This is a genomic window from Dorea acetigenes (assembly GCF_025567385.1).
GTDB classification, from domain to species: Bacteria; Bacillota; Clostridia; order Lachnospirales; family Lachnospiraceae; genus Claveliimonas; species Claveliimonas acetigenes.
Window position 1 is genome coordinate 37931 of sequence record NZ_JAOQJU010000006.1, and the last position, 26841, is coordinate 64771.

The following is a 26841-nucleotide window of genomic DNA, read 5'->3' on the forward strand; positions in this document are numbered from 1 at the left end:
CCATAGACATTACCTCACTGTTTTCTTAAACTTTTTACAATTTCATCTAATCTGATCTTATCACTCTCTAATCGTTCATCACGAACTGCTTCAAATCGTTCAACATCATACATCAGCTCCGATAAACTCCCAAACCTAATGAAATTATTAGGAATTTCCTGCCATCTTGCAGCTTTTCCTGTAAGATCTATTTGTTTTGCAATTTCTGCCACATCAATCTGCAATAACATCCTTGCCGCCTTTATATCAATTTTATCCTCTTCCAAAAGCCGAAGCACTGCAGCCTTGTATGGAATTGCAAAAATATCCATTATTTTAAGAACTGTTTGTACAGAAATATTTTTATAGGATAAATTATACACATCTGTCTGTTCATCAAGGCGATCCTTTGGTGCTAATAAAATCGCAGCAAAAGCATTTGCTTCCATATCCTCAATTTCTTTTGCTTCTTCATCTATAGTATTAGCTTCCAAGATTGAACCTGATTGCAACAAAATTGGATCGTTTCCTTCAAAATAACAATAAATATGATACAACTCATGTGCTGCTGCAAAGATTTGCTTCGATAATGGCAGCGATGAATTAATCATTACAAACATACGACCTTGACGAATAAATGTACATGCACATAATTCCGCATCTCCAATCGGATATCTCAACATATCAAATGGCATATCGTGACGCGCCACATAATTCTCCAACACATTAAAAATATCATCCTGGATAATGTTGTTTTTATTATAAAGTGAATTGAAGCTTATTGCACATTCATTTATTTTTGTGTATTTTTTTCTGTCCCTAACAAACAGACTGTTATTCAAAACCTGGCACATCACTTTACGCCTCCCATGGCTTCAACATTTCCTCAGCATTTTCACGAGTACGTGCATAAAAACAAATAAGATCTGCAATCTCATCTGCAATTTTCAGTCCTTCTTTTGCTTCCTGCGATTCCACTTTACCCATAAATGCTTTTACTGCATTTGTTTCCGGAATAACCTCTGGAACCTTAACCAGACTTTCCATGGAAACGCTAAGAAATTCTGCTATTTTCTGCAGTTCAATAGCATTGATTATTCTTGCACCACTAAGCATCTTGCTTACAATCTGCTTAGACACACCCAGATAACCTGCAAGGTCAATCTGCTTTTTTCCACTCTGCTTCATAATATTTATAATATTGTTACTGATAATCTCATTCATCTTTACCATCACAGCTACCTCCAACATAATTTAGAGTATTATTCTCCCTTATACACTTTCATTATATTCAGGGAAGCTCCATAAGTCAACATTTTCTTGACTTTTCTTTCCATTTTCTTTTTTGAAGTTCTGTTTTTGGCTACTCAAAAGGGATATTTATTCTGCCTTCCCTGTGCTGCCCTGCCTGGACGAATCAAAGACTATCCTGACCGCAGCAAACAGAACGCCTGCCACCGGCCAGATAATCCAGCTTCTTCCCCAGTTATTCGTGTAGAAACTGTATCCAAGATACACTGCAGTTATGATTAGCCAGTATACTCCGGAAAATGTGTCTCCTTTCTGTTTCTTCCTTTTCTTCTCCACAGTATACTCTCCCTCCTGTAAAAGCTTCTGCATACTTTCCCATGGAACGCCGGAGAAAATTAATACTGCAACGCCAATCCCCACAATTATCAATGTGAAGGCCACGCCAATGGCAAAGATAAAGTCATTTTCTCCAAAAAATGTACCTGAAAAAATCGGAATCACAGAAAGGATACAGATGCACACACCTGCAATACAGGATTTCATGTAAGCGCTGCGGCACTGCTCTTGACGTTCTTTTATCAACTGTTCCATACCATCTTCCAGCTCTATCACTTCTTTTTCCAGATATTCAAATTTTTCCGTTCTCATACCGCAAGAAATAAATATCGCAACGGCAGCTGCCACCATAAATAGCAGCAAAATAATGCCGGCTCCCCCGGCGGCCTCTTCCGAGACTGCCAGACGTCCCGTCTCACAGGCGGCCCCCAATAGAATCAACCCGACAGGCGACCAGATACACAGGCACACGCCCGCCGCAATCCGCCCTGCCGTTCCTTCCTTCATTGTCAGAAACTCTTCTGCCTCTTCCATTGACACGTAGCGTCCCTGCTTTTCTTCTGTCGGATGATGTCCCGCTGCCCGCGACTCTGTCACCGGTCTTTCCACCGCAAGTTGTGCCTTCGACTCCTGCCATTCTTCTGTCATATCATCCTTCAGAAGATAATCTGTACTTACTTCAAATATCTCACTGAGCAAAAGAATCTTACTAAGGTCGGGAACCGACTGGGCACCTTCCCATTTGGAGACGGCCTGTCTGGAAACTCCTGTCTTTTCTGCCAGCTCCTCCTGCGACCATCCTTTCTTTTTTCTGAGAGCAATAATTTTGTCTGCTAAATCCATATCCTCTACCTCTCTTCCTTCTCCTGCATCTGTTCTCTTCTATAAATATAAGCTTTTTTGCGGTTACACGCAAGAAATCTTACCTGTCAATCTGTCAACCCACAGTTGCGAAAGACCATTTTCTGCCAATTACAGCACTTTTTCAAATGCAATCCTTAAGTGGCCGTCTTCACATCCGCCCACCAGATGAATCCTGCCACAGGCAGTGAATCCCGCCTTTCCAAGCGCTCTCTGCATAGGAAGATTTCCCGGATGGGTATCAATTCTTACCGATGGGAATCCTGCTTCTCTTGCCATCCCGAAGCCCTTCTCAAACATTTTCCCGGCTACTCCTTTTCCTTTGCATCCGGAAGCCACACACACCCGATGCATGGATGCATACTCCCCATCCGTCAGCCACGCTCCGTCAATCACTTTGTAAGATGGATCCGGCGTTGTCTGGAACGCAAAGATTCCCTTAATCTCCCCCTCTTCCACTGCCAAATACGCGCACTTATCCTCTATATCCTGAAGCCACACTTCTCTGGACGGATAGCCTTGCTGCCACTGGTCAAGCCCCAGATTCTTAAGCTGCCGTTTAGCATCGGCCGTAATCTCACACATTCTGTCAATATGCTCATATGACGCAGTTATAAATTTCATGTCCTTCTACCTCTCTTCTCTTTTGATTTTATGTAAATGATAAATATAAAAATTGGTTAAATCCAGGTAATTTGCAGTGTCAATGCCGTAGTATTTTGAAATTCTGTTTAATCGATAGAACAATGTGTTTCTGTGAATAAAAAGCGCCTCTGCTGTTTTAGCAGCATTTAAATTGTGCTCAATATATTGAATCAATGTTTCCTTTAAATCTTTATTCGCAGAACAATCTAACCTATAATAAGCAGCGTTATAAAGATACGGTGCCGGGACATAAAGGATATGCAAATAATCTCTTATAAAAATAATGGTCTCTCCTTCAAAAGTATGACTCGAAAAATGAAGCATCATGGGAGTAATTCGCGCCGCTTCGTCTAAAGACTGCAATGTCTCCGATACCAAAAGATAATATTGTCCCGGAAAATATCTGCTCTGTAAAAACTGCATATAAGTATCCATCTCTCCTTGCTCTTCGATGAACAAAATTAATTTTCCTTTGTAAAATGTTCCGCTGACCCCTTCTTCCAGCAGAGCGTTCAAATAATAATTATAGTTATATATCGTTTCCTGTTTTTTATTTGCCACGCAGACAAGCCGATACTTTGATAAATGGATATTCAGGTCTGCCGCCGCTTCTTCAATATTTTCCAGATTCCCTTCTAACAGCCGGTAAATAAAATTTCTGGTTAGCTGATAACGATCTGAAATATACCGGGCGGATTTTGAAAGAATAGCAGAAAACACCGGGGTCAGCTCTTTCAGCACGGCAAAAGCCTGACTGACAGATTCCCGGTTGACAACAAAAACACTTATATAGGCAATCAATTCTTCTTTATACATAATTTTTGATGTAATTTTCGGATACATATCAGCCTCGTCAAAAGTCCATAAAACGGGCTCTCCTTTACTGGCAACCTTTTCCGTAATCCCTTTTGCTTCAAACTGTTCAACCAGCGCCGGAGAACAGACGCCGGTCCGTGCAGTCTCTTTCCATATCGGATCATCAAAAGGAATATCGTTATTGCACATTTCAATAATTTCATAAGCAGCCGTAGACAGCATAATCGGATTGTTGACTGTGCGGGCAGCTAATTTCACAACATTCCCCAGCGACTGGATATCCGGAATAACATTTGTCAGAAAGCGGTAAGTATTCTCGGATAAACCGGAAGTCAATAATTGATTCTGCATTTTTGAAATGACAGCCTTTTTATCCTGTTCCGTTTCAATATAAATATAATATACATAATTTCCCTTTGGCAAATGATTAATAAATAAAAAAGCAGATTCTGTATCATCAATATAATCATCCTCAGAATAATAGAGAACTGTCGGGTAATGATTATCACTTTTTATATAATAATTAATACCGTTAAACGTGACACCCGGAAGTGTATTTTGAATCACCCTGGTATCGCCGGAATCAAAACAAAACATAACCATCCTCCTTTGTGCAATTGAACAATCTCTGCGTTTATATTTTTAAATATTATACAATTGTTTTGTCAAAAAACACAATATATAATAAAAAATATTAGAACTACTAAGCGAGGAGGTATAAAAATGGCTAAGTACGATGTTTACAAAACTCCATTAAAAATAGATAAATTGACATTGGACAATCGTTTTGTCGTTGCTCCCATGTCCATGGGCTGTTTTTATGGAGAGGACGGAGGATTTAATGAACAAGCCACACAGTATTTTGCGGCAAGGGCAAAGGGTGGGTTCGGATTGATTATCACCGGCGCCATCGGCGTAGATTACCAGGTGGATCCTTATTCTGCAACCGGACCGATTCCGCTGCAAGTGGGACAGGTTTGGATAGACGATGCGAAAAAATTTGTGGATGAAATTCACGCTTCCGGTGCAAAGGTATTTGCACAATTAACCCTGGGACTTGGACGAAATTATCCGGGTCTGCCCGCCCCGTCAGAATGTATTGTCTACGGGACTACGGATCAGAAATCCCCGGCTCTGACAAAAGAACAGATTAAACTAAAAATCTCACAGTACATTGATACCGCTAAAATGGTGAAAGAAGCCGGATTTGACGGAATCGAAGTCCATGCAATGCACTGGGGTTATTTGCTGGATCAATTTGGAATGAGCTTTTTTAATCACCGCACGGATGAATATGGCGGCTGCCTGGAGAACCGTCTGCGCTGTGCAAAAGAAATCGTAGAAGGCGTTCATGAAGTCTGCGGATCAGATTATCCTGTGGGAATGCGCCTGGGCTTACAGACTTATATCAAGGACGTAAACAAAGCAACTTTAACCGGAAAAGAAGAAGTCGGAAGAACTCTGGAGGAAGGAATTGAGATTGCAAAATTATTAGAAAAGTACGGCTACGATTTCTTAGATGTGGATACCGGAACCTACGATTCTTTCTATTATGCAGAACCGCCGATGTACATGCCGCAAGGATTTATGATTGACATAGCTGCAAAAGCGAAAGCCGTAGTAAAAATTCCGGTGATTGCAGGCGGCCGTATGCAGGCCTATGACGCAGCCGCAAAGGCGATTGAAGAAGGAAAGATAGACGGAGTTGCATTAGGACGCCAGTCATTAGCCAATCCCGAATTCCCGAACAAATTATACCAGGATACTCCGGAAAAAATCCGTCCATGCCTGGGATGTAATCTTGGATGCTGGAACCGTGTTGTCGGCGGCCAGGGCGGCTGGGGAAGCTGCGCAGTCAATCCGCAATGTGCGCGCGAGTCGATTGATGGATTAAAACCTGGAGACGGCAAAAAGAAAATCGTTATCATCGGAGGCGGCGTCGCCGGAATGGAAACAGCCAGAACTGCCACGCTCCGGGGATACGATGTTACACTTTTTGAAAAGAGCGACCATCTGGGCGGCCATTTAATAGAGGCCGGCGCTCATAGTTTTAAAAGCGAAGTCCAAAAATTAAATGAATGGTATCAAAGAGAATTAAAAGAACTGAATGTCTGTGTGAAACTTGGGCAGGAGCCATGCGCAGAGTGTGTAAAAGCTGAACACCCGGACGCAATCGTCCTTGCAATCGGATCCATTCCGAGCCAGCCGGATATCCCCGGTTTAGACAAAGCAATTCTTTCTCTGGATGCTATTCAGAATCCTCAGCAGTTAGGAGAAAAAATTGTCATCGTCGGCGGCGGATTGGTTGGATGTGAACTGGCATTAGACGAGGCTCTGAAAGGAAAAGACGTTACAGTGGTGGAGGCACTGGACCATATCTTAAGTTCTGGCATCCCTGCACCGACACCAAATGCGCAGATGCTGGGCGACCTATTTGAAGCAAAAAATGTTACCGTATTAACCGGACACAAATTAGTGCAGGTAACAGAACAAGGCGTCGTTCTTGAAAACACCGACGGAACTGTTGAGCTGGAGGCAGACTCTGTCGTTTCAGCCATCGGCTTTGCTCCAAGAGAAAGCCTGAAAAACGTATTCTCTGAATGCGGCGCACCGGTTTATGAAATCGGAGACGCTGTAAAGGCAGCAACCATTATGAACGCAGTCTGGGAAGGTTACGCATTAGCAAATCAATTATAAATTCCCCCTTGTCATATGGAATATCCTGCGCTATAATGAATAAGAACTGTATAGAAATTCTTCGGGGCAGGGTGCAATTCCCAACCGGCGGTATAGTCCGCGACCCGCTGTAAACAATTTGTCTACAGTGGCTGATTTGGTGTAATTCCAAAACCGACAGTAAAGTCTGGATGAGAGAAGAATTGTGTGATTTTAAAATGCAATGATACCCCGATACTTTATGTATCGGGGTTTTTCTTTCTTAAACAGTCCCCTGGCCGCGGCAGTTTTTGCCGGGCTACACTATTACACTCAATCAAGAAAAAGGAGAGAAAGAAAATGAGTACAGATGTTATGACTAACACAAAATCCAAATTCACGGTGAGAACGCTTGCGCAGATTGGTATGCTGTCTGCAATCGCAATCGTACTGATGCTATTTGAAATCCCCCTTCCCTTCGCTCCATCCTTCTATGAGATCGACTTCAGCGAAGTTCCCGTACTGGTAGGATGCTTTGCAATGGGACCATGGGCAGGCGCAATGATTGAACTGATTAAAATTCTGCTGAATCTGGCAAGCAACGGAACCATGACCGCAGGCGTAGGCGAATTCGCCAATTTCCTGATCGGCTGTGCCTTCGTGATTCCGGCGGGAATCATTTACCGCAAAATGCATTCCAGAAAAGGCGCCATCATCGGTATGGTAAGCGGAACTCTTATTATGACTATCCTTGGCTGTTTCCTGAACGCCTACCTCCTGCTTCCTGCTTATTCCAAGGCTTTCGAGCTGCCGATGGATGCTTTAATCGGCATGGGAACTGCTGTAAATGCCCATATCAACGGCCTGCTCACCTTCGTTGTATTCGCAGTGGCGCCATTTAATCTATTAAAAGGTGTTTTAGTATCTCTGATCGTATTTTTGATTTACAAGAAAATCAGTCCGATACTTCACCAGAACTATTAATCGCACATGTACAAGGGGCAGCACGCTTCAGCCGTGCCGCCCCATTTTTATTCTCTGATTGCATCCTTCATACTCTTGACATATTCTTTTACATATGGAATACAATCCTTTCCATGCGCTTCACATAACTTCACAATTGCAGAACCCACGATTACGCCGTCCGCCTGAGACGCCATTTTCTTTGCCTGCTCCGGATTCGATATGCCAAATCCCACAGCACAAGGAATATCTTTCTCTTTCTTCACCAGCTCTGCCATAGCTCCAATATCGGTGGTAATCTGGGAACGCATTCCCGTTACGCCAAGAGATGATACACAATATACAAACCCTTCTGCCTCTCTCGCAATCTGCGCAATTCTTTCATGAGAAGTCGGCGCAATCAGAGAAATCAAATCCTGGCCGTACACTTTGCACACCCTGTCAAATTCCTCCTTTTCTTCAAAAGGCACATCTGGAAGAATCAGCCCGTCCATGCCGATTTCCGCCGCTTTCTTTATAAATCTTTCCGTCCCGTAGGAAAATACAACATTCGCATAGGTCATAAATACCAACGGGATTGCCGTGTGTTTACGGATTTTTTCTACCATAGCAAAAATTTTGTCAGTGGTTACTCCCCCGGATAAGGCACGCACATTGGCTGCCTGGATCACCGGCCCTTCAGCGGTGGGGTCGGAAAACGGAATCCCCAGCTCAATCAGATCCGCCCCTGCTTCTTCCATAGCGTATACCAATTGCTCCGTGATTTCCAGCGACGGGTCTCCGCAAGTGATAAATGGTATAAATGCCTTTCCATTCTGAAAGGCTTCTGTAATCCTCTTATTCATAAATATCCTCCCCTCTGTAACGCGCGATAGCCGCACAATCCTTGTCTCCTCTTCCGGAAATGGTAATCACCACACACTGATCTTTCCTCATCTGCGGTATAATCTTTTTCGCATAAGCAACTGCATGGGCACTTTCAATTGCCGGAATAATTCCTTCGGTTCTTGACAGATATTCAAAAGCTTCTACCGCTTCTTCATCCGTGACGGGCACATATTCTGCTCTTCCGGTATCATACAAATTGGCGTGTTCCGGTCCGATTCCCGGATAATCCAGTCCCGCCGAAATGGAATATACCGGAGCAATCTGTCCGTATTCATCCTGGCAGAAATATGACTTCATCCCATGGAAGATTCCCAGTTTCCCGGTAGCGATTGTAGCTGCCGTCTCCGCCGTATTTACGCCTCTTCCTGCCGCTTCACAGCCAATCAGCCGGACTTCCTTATCTTCTATAAAATGATAAAACGTCCCGATGGCATTGGAACCGCCGCCCACACATGCCAACACCGCGTCAGGAAGCCTCCCTTCCTTCTCCAGTATCTGTTCCTTAATTTCCTTTGATATGACCGCCTGAAAATCCCGGACGATCGTTGGAAATGGATGGGGTCCCATCACGGAACCAAGCACATAATGGGTGTCTGCAATCCTGTTAGTCCATTCCCGCATCGTCTCGGACACCGCATCCTTTAATGTGGCTGTCCCGGAGGTCACCGCATGGACTTTCGCTCCCAGAAGCCGCATACGATATACATTCAGCGCCTGTCTTTCCGTGTCTTCTTTTCCCATGAATACTTCACATTCCATACCCATGAGCGCCGCCGCCGTCGCCGTCGCCACGCCATGCTGCCCTGCGCCCGTCTCAGCAATCACCCGTGTTTTGCCCATTTTCTTCGCAAGAAGTACCTGCCCAAGCACATTGTTAATCTTGTGGGCGCCCGTATGGTTCAAATCTTCCCGCTTCAGGTACACCTTCGCGCCACCCAGATCTTCCGTCATATGGGACGCATAGTACAGCCTGGAGGGTCTTCCCGCATATTCATTCAACAGTTCCGTAAGCTCCCGGTTAAACTCCGGGTCATTCTTATAATACTCATAAGCTTCTTCCAGTTCTATCACTGCATTCATCAAAGTTTCCGGGATATACTGCCCGCCATGAATGCCAAATCTTCCATTAGACATATTCTGATTCCTCTCTTTTCTTATGATATTCTTCGGACGATGGAAACAGCTTCCTGAATTCTGTCCCCATCTTTCTTTCCATTTATCTCCAGGCTGCTGCTCAAGTCCACCGCCCAGGGATGGACGCTTCTTACCGCCTGCTCCAGATTATCTTTTCCCAGTCCTCCTGCAAGGAAGAAAGGTCTTTCTATCTCAGGGATGAAAGACCAGTCGAAACATTTTCCTGTTCCTCCATCTCCTTGATCCAGTAAAATATAATCGGCGCTGCTCGCCAGCGCTCTTTCAATATCTGCTGCACTTCTCACAGAAAAGGCTTTGATAACCGGCTTCTCGGTACGTTCCCGGATTCCGGCAATATAAGCCTCATCTTCCTGCCCGTGAAGCTGTGCCACAGCAATTACGCCCTCTTTCAAAAGCTGTACTGGAAGATTCGCCGGAGCATTCACAAAAACTCCCACCGGAATCACTTCCCTGCACAGCCCGGCTGTCAGCTCTTTTACCTGTTCCCGGTTTACAGAGCGTCGGCTTTTCGGCACTTCGATAATAAATCCGCAATAATCCGGTTTTGCCTGATTGACCGCAAGAATATCTTCCCTTGTTCTCAGTCCGCAGATTTTAATCTTTGTCATCTTCCTCCACCATCCAATTCTCTGAGTGCGGCCTTTTTATCCCGGCTGCGCATCAACGTCTCACCGATTAATACCGCATCCACCTGATTTTCATAAAGCCGGTCTATATCTTCTGGTGTGCGGATGCCGCTTTCCGATACAAATACCACATTCTCCGGCGCTAATTGCCTCAAACGGATACTGTTACTTACATCTACTTCAAAAGTCCGAAGATCCCGGTTATTTACGCCGATAATTTCTGCACCCGCCGCAAGCGCCCGTTCCACTTCCTTTTCATCGTGAGCTTCCACCAGCGCATCCATGTGAAGCTCTCCCGCCAGCTCCCGGTAACCTTTAAGCTGCGCGTCATCCAGAATGGCACAGATCAGAAGCACTGCCGAAGCTCCCAGGGCTTTCGCCTGATAAATCATGTACTCATCTACCGTAAAGTCTTTCCGCAAGACGGGGATATCCACTGTCTCTGCAATTTCCTCCAGATAACGGTCGGCTCCCTGAAAATAGTAAGGCTCCGTCAAACAGGAGATTGCAGATGCCCCGGCTTCTTCGTATTCTCTGGCAATACTCAGATAGGGAAAGTCCGGCGCAATCAATCCTTTGGAGGGCGAAGCCTTTTTTACCTCGCAGATATAGGACATCCCCTTTTTCTTTAAAGCCTCTGAAAATGTCTCCCCGGGAACTTTCGGCTTTCTCTTTTCCGCCAGTTCCATTAAAACGGAGACCGGCGTCTGTGCTTTCTCTTCCGTAATTCTCTGTTTCGTCTTCTCTGCAATTTCTTCCAGAATATTCATACCCTGCTCTCCTCCGGCTCTCAAAACTATTTTCCGTCTATGCATTCGTTTCTTGTACAAATTCTTCCAGCTTCTTCATGGCCGCTCCACTGTCAATCAACTGTTCTGCCATTCTGACTCCCTCTTCTATCGTCGCCGCCTTTCCGGTGATATAGAGGGACGCCCCGGCATTTAAGCATACCGCCTGACGCTTCGCTCCTTTTTCTTCGCCACTTAAAATTGCTCTTGTAATCGCCGCATTTTCCTCCGGCGTGCCTCCCTGCAATTCCTCTTTACTGCATCTGGTGTATCCAAATTGTTCCGGTACAATCTCATAGGACTGGAACCATCCATCCTTAATCTCACATACAGATGTAGGTGCGCACATGGAAATCTCATCCAATTTATCCTGTCCGTATACAACCATGCCTCTTCTGACGCCAAGCTTCGCCATAACCTGCGCAAGCGGTTCTACCAGCGCTTCATCAAATACACCCATCAGTTCCATATTTGCTCCTGCCGGATTGCTGAGCGGCCCCAGAATATTGAACACGGTACGAATTCCAAGCTCTTTTCTGATTGGCGCCACATACTTCATTGCAATATGATAATTCTGGGCAAACAAGAAGCAAATGTTAATTTTCTTTAATATTTCTGCGCTTCTTTCCGGAGAAATGGTAATCTTCACTCCCAGCGCTTCCAATACGTCTGCGGCGCCGCATTTAGAAGATGCTGCGCGATTCCCGTGCTTTGCCACCGGCACGCCGCCTGCGGCAATCACCATGGCTGACGTCGTAGAAATATTAAAAGAATTAGAACCATCTCCTCCTGTTCCCACGATTTCCAACACATCCATATCATGAAGCAGTTTAATACAATGGGCGCGCATTCCTGCGGCGGATGCGGTAATCTCATCAATGGTCTCCCCCTTTAAAGATAACGCCGTAAGATACGCCGACATCTGTACCGGGGTTGCCTCTCCGCCCATAATCTCATTCATTACCGCCTCTGCTTCCTCATACGTCAAATCTTCTTTTTTTGAAAGTTTTACAATTGCTTCTTTAATCATGTCTCACTACCTCCATAAAATTTTCTATCATAACTCTTCCGTCTGCTGTCATAACAGATTCCGGATGAAACTGAACGCCAAATACCGGATATTCCCTGTGCTCCACTGCCATCACTTCTCCGTCCTCCGACTCCGCCGTTACCCGGAGCACTTCCGGAAGCGTATCCCGCCTTACCGCCAGCGAATGATATCTGGCTGCCGGAAAAGCTTCTCCCAATCCTTCGAATAATCTGCTTTCTCCAACTTTTCGTATTTCCTTTTTCTTCCCATGCATCAATTCCTTCGCATAAGTTATCTCACCGCCAAATGCCTGGCAGATGGACTGGTGTCCCAGGCACACGCCCAGGATTGGTATTTTCCCTGCAAAATACCGAATCGCCGGTATGCAGATTCCTGCATTCTCCGGTCGTCCCGGTCCCGGGGAGAGAATCAGCGCCTCCGGTTTCATTTTTTCAATTTCCTCTATAGTACATTCATCATTCCGAATCACCCGGATATTCGGCTCCACAGAACCAATTAGCTGATATAAGTTATAAGAAAAGCTGTCATAATTATCAATCAGTACAATCATTCCAATCCCTCCTGTGCCTGTTCCATCGCCTGGATGACGGCTCTCGCTTTATTGCGGCATTCTTCAAATTCCTTCTCCGGCACGCTGTCCGCCACAATTCCCGCTCCGGAGCGGATGCAGACAGAACCGTTTTTCTTATATACCAGGCGGATGGCGATACAAGTGTCCAGATTTCCCGCAAAGTCCAGATATCCTATCGCTCCGCCGTAAATTCCCCGTTTACTCTGTTCCAGCTCTTCAATAATCTGGCACGCCCGGAACTTGGGTGCTCCCGAAAGTGTCCCGGCAGGAAGGATGGAATCTACCGCATCCACCGCGTCTTTATCCTCCCGGATACTGCCCACAACGGTAGAGCCAATATGCATCACATGGGAAAAGCGTTCAATGCACAAATATTTCTCCACTTCTACCGTACCAATCTTGCTGATTCTTCCAATATCATTTCTTCCCAGATCCACAAGCATATTGTGCTCCGCCAGTTCCTTCTCGTCATGAAGCAGTTCTTCCTCCAGCCGGAGGTCTTCCTTTCTGTCCGCTCCTCTCGGCCTTGTTCCTGCCAATGGAAAGGTGCTTAGCTTCTCCTGCTCCAGCTTCGCAAGCGTCTCCGGGGAGGCTCCCGCAATCTCAATATCATCGCTAGAGAAATAGAACATATAAGGCGACGGATTGGAAGCCCTCAGTGCCCGGTAAGTATCAAACAGGCTGCCCTCCGCCTTCGCCCTCATGGGATTGGACAGCACAATCTGAAAAATATCTCCTTCCCGGATATACCGCTTTGCCTTCTCTACCATCTGGCAATACTTCTCTTTCGGAAACTGAGGAAGAATCTCGGACTGAAGTTTCAGACGCTTAAATTCTTCCGGTTCCCCATTCCTCATTAATTCCGCCATCTCTTCCAGTCTTTGCTGCGCCTCTTTATAGGACTGTTCCACATTTTCTGTCCTGACCCCCGTTATCAGCAGCACCTTTTGCCTGTAATGGTCAAAAGCAATAACACTGTCAAAAAGCATCAAATCCATATCCCGGAAATCCTGCTGCTCTTTATCTTCCAGCTTTAGCTTTGGTTCACTATATTTGATATAATCATAAGAAAAATAGCCCACCAATCCTCCGGTAAAGGGCGGCATTCCTTCTATCTTCGGACTTTTATTCTCCTTTAAGATTTCCCTCAGGGTATCTCCCGGATGTGCTACTTTCTTCACAATTTCTTCTTCCTGCCCGTCTCCGGAGGTTTTTCGGATTCTTAACACTCCATCCGTACAGGTAATTTCCATCGCCGGATGATATCCCAGAAAGGAATATCTTCCCCACACTTCCGTCTGGCTTGCGCTCTCCAGAAGATAACAATGCTTACTTGCCTTTCTGAGTATCCGCATAACCTCCACCGGAGTATACCGGTCCGCATATAATTCTTTACATACCGGAATCCTCCGGTACTTCTTCGTTTCTGCTAATTTTTTTACTTCTTCTAGAACTGGATACATGTACTTACCTCCCTGCTATCTGTATTCCTATAATAAAAAAGCGGACAAGTCTGCCTCGAACTCCCTATATCATAAAAAACGCCCGTCCCCGACAGAATACTACTTCTGTCAAGGACGAGCGCTATATACATCACTCGCGGTGCCACCTTGCTTCACGGCATGACCCGTGCACTTTGCGGAATACCATCATATTCCCGGCAACTGACGTATGCCCCCACGTCGCAGAATACTCGGCTTTAAACCTTTGACTGCGCCCTCCGCGGTCCATTTGACAATCTGCATCTCCACCCGGCTCTCACCTACCCGGATTCTCTGTGCGCGCATAACTGCCGTTATCTCCGCTTCAACGGTTTACTATATTGAATTCTTTTCTACTAACCTAACACACAATTTCTGCTTTGTCAATCAGGAATTTAGAAAAAATTTTCTCTGTATTTTACTTTCCGACATTCTCCTCTGTGCTCTCCGCCCCATATCTTACTCTGTCCAGCGTAAATCCTCTGCCTTTTACCTCTTTAATCTGGGTAATCGTAATAAACGCCTTTTCATCTATATGCTTCACTACTTCATTTACCGCATACAACTTCCGATGAGGAATCACACACAGCACGCCTTTTTGCTGCTCCTGGCTGTAACCCTTTTCAATATAAACCATAGTCGCTCCCACATCCAGATCCATCAATATTTTTTCACGGATTTCCTCATATTTTTCAGAAATAATAAAAAGCTGTATCTGAGACTGTCCGAACAAAACCACCTGGTTCATTGCCATCGTCATAATCATCAGCGTCAGTATTCCATAAAGGATCTGCTCAACATCTGAAAAAAACACCTGCACTCCCAAAACCGCGAAATCTACAAGATACATGAAAACAGCAACGGAGCCATGCAGATATTTACTCAGCATAAGCGCAATGATATCCGTCCCGCCCGTGGAAGCTCCCTGCCTTACCACAAGCCCGATCCCCACTCCAAGCAGAAGTCCCGCATAGACAGACGCAAGCATCATATTATCTGTCAGCTCCGTAATCCCGGGGATGCTCTGGGCAATCGCCAAAAACACCGGATAAACGAAAGTACTGACAATAGTTGTCACGGCAAATTTTCTGCCAAGTGTCGCTGCTCCCAACAGAAAAAGGATCCCATTGACAACAAAGATAACCACCGAAAGGTTCATTGGTATAAAATGTGTAATAGAAAGGCCTATACCGGTGGCGCCTCCCATAATGATATTATGCGGCACGACAAAAGCCGCAACTACAAAAGCAAGAATCGCATTCCCTGCCAAAACGCCCAAAGCAATCGTTACATTCTTCCTGATATTCATTTGTTTTCCCCCAATGACATTTTTTTAAGAAATTCCTTTCATCGTAAGTTGGATTCTCTTCTTCTTCAAATCCACGCTCATAACCTTAACATCTACTATATCACCAACACTGACCACTTCCAACGGGTGCTTAATAAATTTCTTATCGGTAATCTCGGAAATGTGTACCAGCCCGTCCTGATGCACGCCAATATCAACAAATACCCCAAAATCAATGACATTCCTTACTGTTCCCTTCAGAATCATGCCTTCTTTCAAATCTTTCATATCCAGTACATCTGTGCGCAGAATCGGCTTGGGCATCTCATCACGAGGATCTCTGGCGGGTTTCTCCAGCTCCTTCACAATATCCCGCAGCGTAATCTCGCCGATTTCAAGCTCTTCAGCTAGTTTTTTGTAATCTTTAATCGTAAGAGACAGTCCCGTCAGCTTACCGCCGCTGATATCTTCTACCGAAAATCCCTGTTTCTTCAGAAGCTTTTCCGCCGCCTCATAAGATTCGGGATGAACACTTGTCCCATCCAACGGATTTTCCCCATTCTGTATCCGCATAAATCCCGCGCTCTGTTCAAATGCTTTTGGCCCCAATTTGGCTACTTTCAAAAGCTGCTTTCTGTTGGTAAATCTTCCATTTTCTTCACGATAAGCAACAATATTTTTAGCAATCGTCCCGGAAATACCGGAAATATAGGAAAGCAGCGGCGCAGAAGCCGTATTTAAGTCTACTCCCACCTTATTGACACAATCTTCTACAACTCCGGACAATGTTTCACCTAACTTCTTCTGGTTCATGTCATGCTGGTACTGCCCCACACCAATGGATTTGGATTCTATTTTTACCAGCTCTGCCAGTGGATCCTGCAGCCTTCTGGCAATAGATGTGGCACTCCTTTGTCCCACGTCAAACTTCGGAAATTCTTCAGAAGCCAGCTTGCTTGCTGAATAGACAGATGCTCCGGCTTCATTTACGATTACATACTGTACCTTCTCCGGAATTTCTTTTAAAAGTTCCACAATAAACTGTTCAGACTCTCTGGACGCCGTACCATTTCCAAGCGAAATCAATGTAATATTATACTTCTTGATAATCTTCTTCAGGAGATCCTTGGACGCCTGTATTTTCTGCGGTGTAGTCGGCGCCGTCGGATAAATAACCGTCGTCCCGATTACCTTGCCGGTGGGATTAACCACCGCCAGCTTGCACCCGGTACGAAATGCCGGATCCCAGCCAAGAACCGTCTGTCCCACAATCGGCGGCTGCATCAAAAGCTGTTCTAAGTTCTTGCCAAATACGGAAATTGCGCCGTCCTCTGCCCGCTCTGTCAGCTCATTTCGTATCTCACGCTCAATCGCCGGGGCAATCAGACGTTTGTAACTATCCTCTACGACTTCCTTCAATACCGGCGTCGTATAAGGATTATCATTGCGAATCGTTTTCTTCTCCAGATAGCGGATAATATCTTCTTCCGGCGCCTCAAGCCTGACATTCAGAAACTTTTCCTTCTCTCCCCGGTTCAACGCCAGGATTCGGTGGCCTGCAAGCCGCATAACCGGCTCTTCAAAATCATAGTACATCTCATATACCGACTCTGCCTTGGCATCCTTTGCCACAGAAACGACTTTCCCCTTCTTCATGGTCGTATTCCGTATCCAGCTTCTGTAAGCCGCCTCATCTGAAATAATTTCGGCAATAATATCCTGCGCTCCTGCAATAGCTTCCTGTACCGTGTTCACTTCTTTCTCAGAATTAATATAGTCTGCTGCCGCCTCTTCCAACGGCTGTTTCACATTCTGCAGCATAATCAGCGCTGCCAAAGGTTCCAATCCCTTCTCCCTTGCAATCGTTGCCCGGGTTCGCCTCTTCGGACGGTATGGCCTGTATAAATCCTCTACCACTACCAGGGTTTCTGCCGCTGCAATCTGCGCTCTTAATTCCTCTGTAAGCTTTCCTTGTTCTTCAATGCTTGACAGTACCTGTTCCTTCTTCTCTTCCAGATTTCTAAGATAAGTAAGCCTCTCAAATAATTTACGAAGCTGCTCATCATCCAGCGTCCCCGTCGCTTCCTTCCGGTATCTGGCAATAAAAGGAATCGTATTGCCCTCGTCTATCAACTTCACGGCAGCGTCCACCTGCCACCTTTTCACACCTAATTCTTCGGTAATTTTCTGATTAATATCCATTCTGCAAATCCTTTCTCCATTACTTCCGTACTATATTATAGCAATTAAATATCTGCATTTCCACAGGATTTTTCCATACATCAGTAAATCGGATTACCGGATATAGTACAAACACTATATAGAGCTTCAATACCGAGTCCGCTCTGTTTTCTTGAAAATTCAAAGAAAATATGATATACTTACTTCCACGAAAATAACCATAACGAAGGGAATCGCACCATTATGAGTGAAATACAGGAACTGACAAAACAACAGCAAAAATCGAGAGAGACGAAAAAGAAAATCTTTAATGCTGCAAAAAACATTTTGCAGGAAAAAGGCTATGAAGCACTCTCCATTAAGAATATCTGCGAGGAAGCCGGCGTATCCAACGGCAGCTTCTACCACCATTTCAAGACAAAAGATGACCTGCTCTCTTATTATATTGAAGAACAGCCCAGCATCAATCCGGATCTTCTGGATCTCCCCGAAAGCCCGGAAGAAGCAAAGACAGCGATTATTCAGGTTTATCTGAATTATGTACATTACTGCCAGGATCTTGGATTGTCTTTTATGTCCAATTATTATACACCAAAAAACCAGTCTTTGAATCCTGCAATCCGTACCGAACGCCCATATCCGATCGTCACAGTTCACAATTATTTGAAAAAGGCTCTCGATGCAGGCGTCATCCATCTGTCCTATCCATTGGAGGATATAACGACGGATATCCGTATGATTGTCATTGGAAATGTATTTGAATGGTGCCTGAAAAATGGCGATGCCGATTTTGAAGGAAATATGAAGCGTTCCCTGCAGGCTTATCTGGACGGCGCATTCAAGCCAACAGGCCGATAGGCTTATCAGACTTAAATCAGACAAGTCTGCCTCAAGTTCCCTATACCACAAAAAAAGCCTTTCAAGCAAGCGAACTTGAAAGGTTTTTTCGTAGAAGGGAATCGGCATTTCTGCCTCAATAATATCTTTAATTGTATTATAGGACTCTTCTTCCAGAATTGCAAATCAGTTATTTTTATATAATTCATTTACCTATAGGGTTTTTCTATATCCCATTGACCTTATACTCCCCTATATGGTATATAATTTGTATATAGAGAAATACAGGAGATGAGAATTTTGAAAAATAACAAATTTGAAATTGACATGTGCAATGGATCCGTTATGGACAAACTAATCTCTTTTTCGCTTCCATTAATGCTTTCCGGTATTTTACAGCTAATGTTCAATGCAGTCGACATTATCATCGTTGGAAGATTTACCGGAAGCCAGGCACTGGCTGCCGTAGGCTCCACCACAGCTTTAATTAATGTATTTACCAATCTGTTCATCGGAATTTCCCTGGGCAGCAATGTACTGGCAGCCCGGTTTTATGCATCCGGGAAAGCCAAAGAAATGTCGGAAACCGTACATACTTCCATCCTATTTGCCCTAATCAGCGGAATCGTTATGGCGATTGCCGGGCTCCTTTTCTCCAGGCTCGCGTTGGAACTAATGGGAACCCCTTCTGATGTAATCAGTCAATCTTCCCTTTATATGCGAATTTATTTTCTGGGAATGCCATTTTTCATGCTTTACAATTACGGTGCCGCCATCCTGCGTGCCATAGGAGACACCAAGCGCCCTTTGTTCTTTCTGATTATCTCAGGATTGCTGAATGCGGGTCTGAACCTGTTCCTTGTTATCGTATTCCATCTTGGTGTGGCAGGCGTAGCAATTGCCACCATAATTTCCCAGATGGTTTCCTGCATCCTGGTAATTCGCTGCCTTTGCAGATCCGAAGGAATCTATCAGCTTCATTTTTCTGAATTAACGCTGAAAACCGCCTATTTGAAACAGATCTTCCAGGTAGGCATCCCTGCCGGAATCCAGAGTACTGTCATCAACTTCTCTAACGTACTGCTGCAGTCCTCCGTGAATTCTTTCGGCTCTGTTGCCATGGCCGGGTATACTGCAGCGAACAATATCTTCGGCTTCTTGTACGTAGCAGTCAACTCTATTACGCAGGCATGCATGAGTTTCACAAGCCAGAATTACGGCGTCGGCAAATACAAACGTATGGATCGGATCCTTGCAGACTGTATGATCCTGACCGTAGGCATTTCCCTGGTACTTGGCTGTGGCTCCTACATTTTTGCACCTGAAATTTTAAAAATCTATACCTCCAGCCCGGAGGTCATTCAATGCGGTACCGAGATTCTTGCCTACACCACGGCAACCTATTTTTTGTGCGGATTAATGGATCTCTTTCCGGGTCCGATGCGCGGAATGGGATATTCCGCTGTCCCCATGATTTTGTCCATTATCGGGACGGTAGGAACCAGAATTGTCTGGATATTCGGACTTTTCCCGCACCACAGGACGCTTTCCTTCCTGTTTATCTCCTACCCGGCGTCATGGCTCCTTTCCATAGTCATGCAGGTAATCTGCCTTTATTTCGTCAGGAAAAGAGTATATCCTGCTAAGCCTTAAAGTACTCCAGCATGATGGGCATGCATTCTCTGCTGTACTGCGCAAGAGAATAGCTGCCCTTATTCATGCACCAATCGGATATTAATGCCCTTTCACACATACTATAATATTTCACAATCTCTCCAATCGGCTTATCGTCCCGTATCTGCCCCCGCTTCTGCCCTTCTTCTACAATCTTATGAATCAGACGGTAATATTTCCGGTTCTGATCCAAAAGATAACTGTTTCCCTGGGTAACCAACTGCGTAGAATACAAGGAGGCGAGAAGATCGATACTGATCTTCTCTTCCATCATGGAATGCACCTCCACATTCAAAAATAAAAGTTTCACAAAACTATTCATCCCGGGATTCATCTTTCCTTCTAATTCTTCATAATAATCATCCAGGATTACCGACAATGTATTCAAAAGCTCATCTTTTGTATTGAAGTAATAGTAGAAAGAGCCCTTTGAGGTTCCCGACAATTCAATAATGTCGTCTACCGTGGTATGGTTATAACCTTTGTCATGAAACAGCTGCCAGGCGGCAGACACGATTTTGTTCTTCACCCCTTTAGGCGCCGTTTTCTCTGCTGCTTTCTCTGCCATATTTCCTATATTCATCAGACTCTCACCTTTATCTCTTAGTTGAAGCTCTGCTCCGTTCTCTCGATAATCTCATCCTGCAATGCCTTGCTCAGATTCCGGAAATGGTCACTGTATCCCGCAACACGTACGATCAGATCCTTATATTCTTCCGGGTTCTGCTGTGCTTTAATCAGCGTTTCCTTGTCAATAACATTGAACTGGATATGATGTCCGTCCATTGTAAAATAGGTACGTATAAGATTCGCCATCTGATTCAGCCCTTCTTCTCCGGCTACAACACTTGGCGTGAATTTCTGGTTCAGCAGCGTTCCGCCTGTCTGCAGATGATCCATCTTCGCACAAGATTTTACTACTGCCGTAGGTCCGTTCACATCTGCTCCCTTCTCCGGTGAAATGCCTTCGGATACCGGCTTATGTGCCAGTCGTCCATTGGGGCTTGCCATCATCACATCACCGAAATATACATGGCAGGTAGTCGGAAGCATATTAATCCGGTACATACCGCCAAGCATGTTCGGACGCCCGGTCACCTGGCTTCTGTAGAACTCAAATACATCCTTCATGATATCATCTGCATAATCATCATCGTTGCCGTATTTTGGCGTCTTATTTCTCACAAGATTCAAAATACGTTCATGGCCCTCAAAATTATCATCCAGCGCCTGCATCAGCTCTTCCATGGTAAATGTCTTCTTATCAAACACATTATATTTCACTGCTACCAGACAGTCGGTAATGGTTCCAATGCCTACACCCTGCAGGTATTTGGTATTGTATCTTGCGCCTCCGCCATTGTAATCCTTTCCTTTAGAAATACAGTCATTTGTAATAATAGAAAGGAAGGGTACCGGCATCTCTTCGGCATAGATTTTCTCAATTACGTTACTTCCCTTAATCTTAATATCAATGAAATACTGCATCTGCTTCTTAAACGCATCATACAGTTCTTCATAGGTTTTAAAATCTGTGGCATAACCAAGCTCCAGACCAAGCTGCTGATCTGACATCTTATCATAGCCATTGTTCAGAGTCAGCTCGAAAATCTTCGGTATATTAAAATATCCTGTCAGGATATATGCCTCATTACCAAACGCTCCTGTCTCTACACAGCCGCTTGTACCGCCGCGTCTTGCATCCTCCAGTGTCTTTCCTGCATTCATCAGCTCCTGGATAATTGCATCCGTGTTGTAGAATGCGGGCTGGCCCCAGCCTTTTCTGGAAATCTCGCAGGCACGCTTCAGGAACTTCTGCGGTGTCTTTTTGCTAATCTGCACATTAGAACTTGGCTGGAGAAGGCGCATTTCATCCATACAATCCAAAATCAGATAGCTTACATTATTTACGCCATTCTCTCCGTCCGGAGTGATACCTCCCGTATTCAGGTTCGCAAAATCTGTATAGGTACTGCTCTCCTTCAACGTAATACCAACCTTCGGCGGCGCCGGCTGATTATTGAACTTCACCCAGAGACACTCCAGAAGCTCCAGCGCCTTCTCATCATCCAAAATTCCATCTTCTACATCTTTTTCATAGAATGGATTCAGATGCTGATCCAGGCGTCCCGGACTATACGCATCCCAGGGATTCAGCTCACTCGTCACTCCAAGATGTACAAACCAGTACATCTGGATTGCCTGCCAGTAGGTCTGCGGTCTGTGCGCCGGAACCACATCACAGTTCGCCGCAATCTGGAGCAATTCTTCTTTTCTCTTTTCATCCGTCTCTTTCTCTGCCAGTTCTCTTGCATAAGCAGCATAACGCTCACCAAGAACCATAATAGCGTCACAGGCAATCTTCATGCCTTCCAGCTCGTTCTTCTTATCCAGCGCTTCCTTGTCATTCAGAAAATCCAACTCATCAATCGCCGCCTGAATATCTGCTTTATAATCAAGGAAACCTTTCTCATAGATTTTAAAGGAACCAACTGTATGCCCCGGTCCCCGCTGCTCCATAAACTCTGTAAAAATACCACATTCATAAGCCTTCTTCCATTCCGGCGTCATCTGACGCAGGATCTTATTGCGGATACATCTTTTGTCCCAGTAAGGAATCATCACCTCTTCCTGCACGGTAAAATCCTCTTCCTGCACGGTAAAGTTAATTAATTCCCGGTCATTCATAACATGCATATCTTCAACGGTGTGGCAGCATAATTCAGGAAAAGTCGGTGATGCCTGCGGGGAATCTCCTTTCTCACCTACAATCAATTCCCCATCACCGATATACAGAGTCTTTGAGGCAAAATAATCATACAGTACCTGCCCTCGAAGCTCCGGTACAGACAACTGTCCTTCATACTTTTTGTAAGTCTCTGTCTCACTTTTTGCACGCTCCATATCAATATGTGGCTGCGTGCTTACGCTCAATTCGCGGAGCGCCTGAATCCGTTCGTTCATTCCTCTTTTTTCCATTATCATTATCCTCCTATTTTTGTATTCTGATAACCTGCTTCCTGAAACAGGATCACAAACTCATCCATTTCTTCCGAAGACGGAGCGTGCAGCCCGCTGCCATCATACGCCTGCCCCAGCTTTCCATACTTGCCTGCCCCTGTATTGTGGTATGGCAAAAGGTTTATCTGAGCCACATGAATTTTCTTATCATCCAGATAGGAAATAATCTCCTGCATCTGCTCCCTGGTTCCATTTACTTCTTTCACCGTCGGGATACGGATATAAATCCTTGCCCCGTCTTTGCTTAACTGCTCCAGATTCTTTAAGATCAGTTCATTATCTACACCAATATACTTTTTATGTAATTCCCGATCCATCACCTTGATATCATACAAAAATGTATCCACATAGGGTAAAATCCGTCTAAAGTTTTCATATGGCGCAAAACCACAGGTATCAACCGTAACCGTAATCCCCATGTGATGAAGCTTCTTTACCAGTTTTTCTACATAATCCATATCGGAGGTCATAACCTCGCCGCCGGATAATGTCACTCCTCCGCCGGACTCTTCATAGAACATCTCATCTTTTCTAAGCTCTTTTACCAGCTCTTCCACCGTATATTCTTTTCCGGCGAGCTCCCGCAGATTATTCACACAATAATCCAGACAAGTTCCGCACCGGTCGCAAACATCTGTGTCCGTTACTACTTTATCCCCGTCTGCATGAATTGCATGCTGCGGACAGACATTTACACAACTCTGACAGCCGGTACACCGCTCCCTGTCATACATAACATCCTTTCCATAACACTGGGTCTCCGGATTGTGGCACCATACGCAGGACAACGGACAACCTTTAAAAAACACAGTCGTCCGGATTCCGTCTCCATCGTGGATTGAATACTTCTGAATACTCGTTATCAGTGGCATTCTACTATCTCCTTTTTACTTTTCGTACTATAGTCTAAACTCTAGTCTAAAAGTACCAAAATACCTGCTCCTTGTCAATGTTTTCACCTAAAATCTTTGCCAAATATTAAACTTTTATTGAGTAATTTTTTTCAATATGTTATTATGAAAAAAAACGTACTGATTACAAAGGAGCATACCTGCGTAAAAAGGCGCACAGATTCTGAAAAATTCCGAAGAAATTTTCTGCTTTATATAGAAAAAACAGGAGATTTTATACCTTTTTATCTGCGTCTTTTTGCAAGGACGCAGTTTTTTAATTTTAAAGAGGTGATCCATGAAACAACTCATTGATAAACTGAAAACCGAACACCGACTCACAAAAGAGGAATGGATAACGCTGATTGAGAACCGCACCCCGGAACTTGCAGACTATCTTTTTGTACAGGCAAGAGAAATCCGCCACAAGTATTATGGCCGCGACGTCTACATCCGTGGACTGATTGAATTTACAAACTATTGTAAAAATGACTGTTTCTACTGTGGCATCCGCAAAAGTAACGGAAATATCCCCCGCTACCGCCTGGATGAGGATACCATTCTATCCTGCTGCCGCAGCGGCTATGATATGGGCTTTCGTACCTTTGTGCTGCAGGGCGGCGAAGACGGCTATTATACAGATGAGCGAATGACACATCTGATACACAGGATAAAAACAAGTTTTCCCGACTGTGCCATTACCCTGTCCATCGGCGAGAAGCCTTATGACTCTTACCTGGAATATTATAACGCCGGTGCAGATCGCTATTTGCTGCGTCATGAAACCTTTAATGAAACCCATTACCGCACACTCCACCCGCCGCAGCTCTCAGCTTCCAACCGCCAACAATGTCTGTGGAACTTAAAAGAAATAGGCTACCAGACAGGAACCGGCTTCATGGTAGGTTCACCTCATCAAACCGCGGAGCATTTGGCGGAGGATATGCTGTTCATTGAAAAGCTGCAGCCCCATATGGTAGGGATCGGACCTTTCATCCCCCATCATGACACGGTTTTTGCCGGGGAAAAAGCCGGAACATTGGAACTGACCCTGTATATGTTGGGTCTTTTAAGGCTGATGCTTCCCAAAGTACTCCTTCCTGCCACCACCGCTCTGGGAACTATTGATACGCACGGCAGGGAACTTGGCATCCTGGCGGGCGCCAATGTGGTAATGCCCAACCTTTCTCCCCGGGATAACCGAAAAAATTACTCCTTATATGATAACAAAATTGCTACCGGAGAAGAAGCTGCAGAAGGGAAAGCAAAATTAATCCGACAAATGGAATCTATCGGTTATCATGTCGTAACCGCACGGGGCGATTCTTTAATGGATGTATAACATAAAAATAAGAATAAACATAAATACACAAATATGGAGGAAAATAATAATGTATGATGTAAACTCAAAACACGCCGATGACTTCATTAACCATGAAGAAATTCTGGACACGCTGGCTTACGCCGACGAAAACAAAAATAACCTGGAACTGATTGCATCTCTGATTGAAAAAGCCGGCAAAAGAAAAGGCCTGTCCCACCGGGAAGCTTCCGTCCTGCTTGCCTGTGACGACGAAGCTATGAATCAGAAGATTTTCAAACTGGCAGAACAGATTAAGAAAGACTTTTATGGCAATCGTATCGTTATGTTCGCCCCTTTATATCTGTCCAACTACTGTATCAACGGATGTACCTACTGTCCTTATCACATGAAAAATAAGCATATCGCCCGCAAGCAGCTTTCTCAGGAAGAAATCCGCCGGGAGGTCATTGCTCTTCAGGATATGGGTCATAAGCGTCTTGCCCTGGAGGCCGGGGAAGATCCTGTACACAATACCATGGAATACTACCTGGATTCTATCAATACCATTTACAGTATCAAACATAAAAACGGAGCTATCCGCCGCGTCAATATCAATATTGCCGCAACCACTGTGGACAATTACCGCTTATTAAAAGAAGCCGGAATCGGAACCTACATTCTCTTCCAGGAGACCTATCATAAAGAAAGTTATCTGAAACTTCACCCGACAGGCCCGAAACATGACTATGACTACCACACCGAAGCGATGGATCGTGCTATGGAAGGCGGAATCGACGATGTAGGCGTCGGCGTTCTATTTGGTCTGGATAAATACCGTTATGAATTTGCTGGTCTTTTGATGCATGCAGAACATCTGGAAGCCGCTTTTGGCGTGGGACCTCATACCATCAGTGTACCGAGACTGCGCAATGCAGACGATATTGATGCTTCTTCCTTCACCAATGGTATTGATGACGATACATTTGCCAAAATCGTTGCATGTATCCGTATCGCGGTCCCCTATACCGGTATGATTATTTCCACCCGGGAAAGCCAGAAGACGAGAGAACGCGTTCTTCACCTTGGCATTTCCCAGATCAGCGGCGGTTCCAGAACCAGCGTGGGGGGCTACTGTGAACCCGAACCTGATGATGAAAAATCCGAACAGTTCGACGTTATTGATAATCGTACACTGGACGAGGTTGTACGCTGGCTGATGGAGATGGAGTACATTCCAAGCTTTTGTACCGCCTGCTACAGAGAAGGACGCACCGGTGACCGGTTCATGTCTCTTTGCAAAAGCGGACAGATTCAGAATTGCTGTCATCCCAATGCACTGATGACACTGGAAGAATATCTGATGGATTATGCTTCCCCTGAAACCAAAGCACTCGGCGATAAACTGATTGACAAAGAAATCCTGAATGTTCCCAACGAAAAAGCAAGAGCTGTCGTTATGGAGAATCTTCGCCTGATCCGTGAGAATAACCGTCGGGATTTTCGCTTCTAAATACAATAAAACCATATAACCATACAATCCAGGGACGGAGAATTACAGGCTCCGTCCCTCTTTTCACCAGG

The 26841-nt window shown here is 44.9% G+C and carries 23 protein-coding genes and 1 riboswitch; of the genes, 6 read left to right on the forward strand and 17 right to left on the reverse strand.

The features are described from left to right. Window positions 1–14 precede the first annotated feature (14 nt). From OCV99_RS07380 to OCV99_RS18015, 5 genes are all read right to left on the reverse strand, one after another. Window positions 15–833, reverse strand: coding sequence for an ImmA/IrrE family metallo-endopeptidase (locus OCV99_RS07380; protein WP_262575187.1), 819 nt, complete (start codon window positions 831–833; stop codon window positions 15–17). A 4-nt stretch (window positions 834–837) separates the two neighbouring features. Further along, window positions 838–1212: a helix-turn-helix domain-containing protein gene (locus OCV99_RS07385; RefSeq protein ID WP_227192933.1), complete on the reverse strand. Its 375-nt coding sequence runs from the start codon at window positions 1210–1212 to the stop codon at window positions 838–840. Between the two features lie 147 nt (window positions 1213–1359). Next, window positions 1360–2409 carry a helix-turn-helix domain-containing protein gene (locus OCV99_RS07390; RefSeq protein WP_158369453.1) on the reverse strand — a complete coding sequence of 350 codons (1050 nt, stop codon included), beginning with the start codon at window positions 2407–2409 and terminating at the stop codon, window positions 1360–1362. A gap of 129 nt (window positions 2410–2538) precedes the next feature. After that, window positions 2539–3051 carry a GNAT family N-acetyltransferase gene (locus tag OCV99_RS07395; protein WP_158369454.1) on the reverse strand — a complete coding sequence of 171 codons (513 nt, stop codon included), beginning with the start codon at window positions 3049–3051 and terminating at the stop codon, window positions 2539–2541. 6 nt (window positions 3052–3057) lie between these two features. Further along, the gene (locus OCV99_RS18015) at window positions 3058–4485 is read right to left on the reverse strand and encodes a PucR family transcriptional regulator (RefSeq protein ID WP_317247934.1); all 1428 of its coding nucleotides are present in this window, start codon (window positions 4483–4485) and stop codon (window positions 3058–3060) included. Window positions 4486–4611: 126 nt separating this feature from the next. On the opposite strand from OCV99_RS18015, the gene OCV99_RS07405 reads away from it, so the two are divergent. Further along, a complete protein-coding gene (locus OCV99_RS07405) occupies window positions 4612–6585 on the forward strand; it encodes an FAD-dependent oxidoreductase (protein WP_158369456.1) in 1974 nt (657 codons plus the stop codon). Between the two features lie 53 nt (window positions 6586–6638). Next, window positions 6639–6771: riboswitch (FMN riboswitch) on the forward strand. Window positions 6772–6903: 132 nt separating this feature from the next. Next, on the forward strand, window positions 6904–7527 hold the full coding sequence (locus OCV99_RS07410) for an ECF transporter S component (protein WP_158369457.1): 624 nt from the start codon (window positions 6904–6906) through the stop codon (window positions 7525–7527). Between the two features lie 47 nt (window positions 7528–7574). On the opposite strand, the gene trpA is transcribed toward OCV99_RS07410, so the two are convergent. The 9 genes from trpA to OCV99_RS07455 all read right to left on the reverse strand — a co-directional run bounded on the left by trpA (window position 7575) and on the right by OCV99_RS07455 (window position 17556). Beyond that, window positions 7575–8351 carry a tryptophan synthase subunit alpha gene (gene trpA / locus OCV99_RS07415; protein ID WP_158369458.1) on the reverse strand — a complete coding sequence of 259 codons (777 nt, stop codon included), beginning with the start codon at window positions 8349–8351 and terminating at the stop codon, window positions 7575–7577. Then, window positions 8344–9528, reverse strand: coding sequence for a tryptophan synthase subunit beta (gene trpB / locus OCV99_RS07420; RefSeq protein ID WP_158369459.1), 1185 nt, complete (start codon window positions 9526–9528; stop codon window positions 8344–8346). The genes trpA and trpB overlap by 8 nt, the downstream gene beginning before the upstream one ends. A gap of 20 nt (window positions 9529–9548) precedes the next feature. Beyond that, window positions 9549–10157 (reverse strand): phosphoribosylanthranilate isomerase, encoded by a 609-nt coding sequence (locus OCV99_RS07425; protein WP_158369460.1) that lies wholly within the window; start codon window positions 10155–10157, stop codon window positions 9549–9551. After that, the gene (gene trpC / locus OCV99_RS07430) at window positions 10154–10945 is read right to left on the reverse strand and encodes an indole-3-glycerol phosphate synthase TrpC (RefSeq protein WP_158369461.1); all 792 of its coding nucleotides are present in this window, start codon (window positions 10943–10945) and stop codon (window positions 10154–10156) included. Before trpC ends, OCV99_RS07425 begins: the two co-directional genes overlap by 4 nt. Before the next feature lie 37 nt (window positions 10946–10982). Next, window positions 10983–11993 (reverse strand): anthranilate phosphoribosyltransferase, encoded by a 1011-nt coding sequence (gene trpD, locus OCV99_RS07435; RefSeq protein ID WP_158369462.1) that lies wholly within the window; start codon window positions 11991–11993, stop codon window positions 10983–10985. After that, window positions 11986–12564, reverse strand: coding sequence for an anthranilate synthase component II (locus OCV99_RS07440; protein WP_158369463.1), 579 nt, complete (start codon window positions 12562–12564; stop codon window positions 11986–11988). The genes trpD and OCV99_RS07440 overlap by 8 nt, the downstream gene beginning before the upstream one ends. Further along, window positions 12561–14048, reverse strand: a complete 1488-nt coding sequence (gene trpE, locus OCV99_RS07445) for an anthranilate synthase component I (RefSeq protein WP_158369464.1) — start codon at window positions 14046–14048, stop codon at window positions 12561–12563. The genes OCV99_RS07440 and trpE overlap by 4 nt, the downstream gene beginning before the upstream one ends. Window positions 14049–14484: 436 nt before the next feature. Continuing rightward, window positions 14485–15375: a YitT family protein gene (locus tag OCV99_RS07450; RefSeq protein WP_158369465.1), complete on the reverse strand. Its 891-nt coding sequence runs from the start codon at window positions 15373–15375 to the stop codon at window positions 14485–14487. A 24-nt stretch (window positions 15376–15399) separates the two neighbouring features. Further along, window positions 15400–17556, reverse strand: a complete 2157-nt coding sequence (locus OCV99_RS07455; protein WP_158369466.1) for a Tex family protein — start codon at window positions 17554–17556, stop codon at window positions 15400–15402. A 222-nt stretch (window positions 17557–17778) separates the two neighbouring features. Here OCV99_RS07455 and OCV99_RS07460 point away from each other — a divergent pair, with 222 nt between their 5' ends. Further along, window positions 17779–18393, forward strand: coding sequence for a TetR/AcrR family transcriptional regulator (locus OCV99_RS07460; RefSeq protein WP_158369467.1), 615 nt, complete (start codon window positions 17779–17781; stop codon window positions 18391–18393). 270 nt (window positions 18394–18663) lie between these two features. Continuing rightward, a complete protein-coding gene (locus tag OCV99_RS07465; RefSeq protein ID WP_158369468.1) occupies window positions 18664–20025 on the forward strand; it encodes an MATE family efflux transporter in 1362 nt (453 codons plus the stop codon). On the opposite strand, the gene OCV99_RS07470 is transcribed toward OCV99_RS07465, so the two are convergent. The 3 genes from OCV99_RS07470 to OCV99_RS07480 are packed head-to-tail and all read right to left on the reverse strand — an operon-like array spanning window position 20015 to window position 23939. Continuing rightward, on the reverse strand, window positions 20015–20629 hold the full coding sequence (locus OCV99_RS07470; protein ID WP_331490692.1) for a TetR/AcrR family transcriptional regulator: 615 nt from the start codon (window positions 20627–20629) through the stop codon (window positions 20015–20017). The two genes, OCV99_RS07465 and OCV99_RS07470, sit on opposite strands and share 11 nt — an antisense overlap. A 20-nt stretch (window positions 20630–20649) precedes the next feature. Continuing rightward, the gene (gene hypD, locus OCV99_RS07475) at window positions 20650–23025 is read right to left on the reverse strand and encodes a trans-4-hydroxy-L-proline dehydratase (protein WP_158369469.1); all 2376 of its coding nucleotides are present in this window, start codon (window positions 23023–23025) and stop codon (window positions 20650–20652) included. Between the two features lie 5 nt (window positions 23026–23030). Beyond that, window positions 23031–23939, reverse strand: coding sequence for a trans-4-hydroxy-L-proline dehydratase activase (locus OCV99_RS07480; protein WP_158369470.1), 909 nt, complete (start codon window positions 23937–23939; stop codon window positions 23031–23033). A gap of 316 nt (window positions 23940–24255) precedes the next feature. Here OCV99_RS07480 and hydE point away from each other — a divergent pair, with 316 nt between their 5' ends. Both hydE and hydG read left to right on the forward strand, forming a co-directional pair. Continuing rightward, window positions 24256–25299, forward strand: a complete 1044-nt coding sequence (gene hydE, locus OCV99_RS07485) for a [FeFe] hydrogenase H-cluster radical SAM maturase HydE (RefSeq protein ID WP_158369471.1) — start codon at window positions 24256–24258, stop codon at window positions 25297–25299. Window positions 25300–25348: 49 nt separating this feature from the next. Beyond that, window positions 25349–26770 carry a [FeFe] hydrogenase H-cluster radical SAM maturase HydG gene (gene hydG, locus OCV99_RS07490; RefSeq protein ID WP_158369472.1) on the forward strand — a complete coding sequence of 474 codons (1422 nt, stop codon included), beginning with the start codon at window positions 25349–25351 and terminating at the stop codon, window positions 26768–26770. Window positions 26771–26841: the final 71 nt, after the last annotated feature.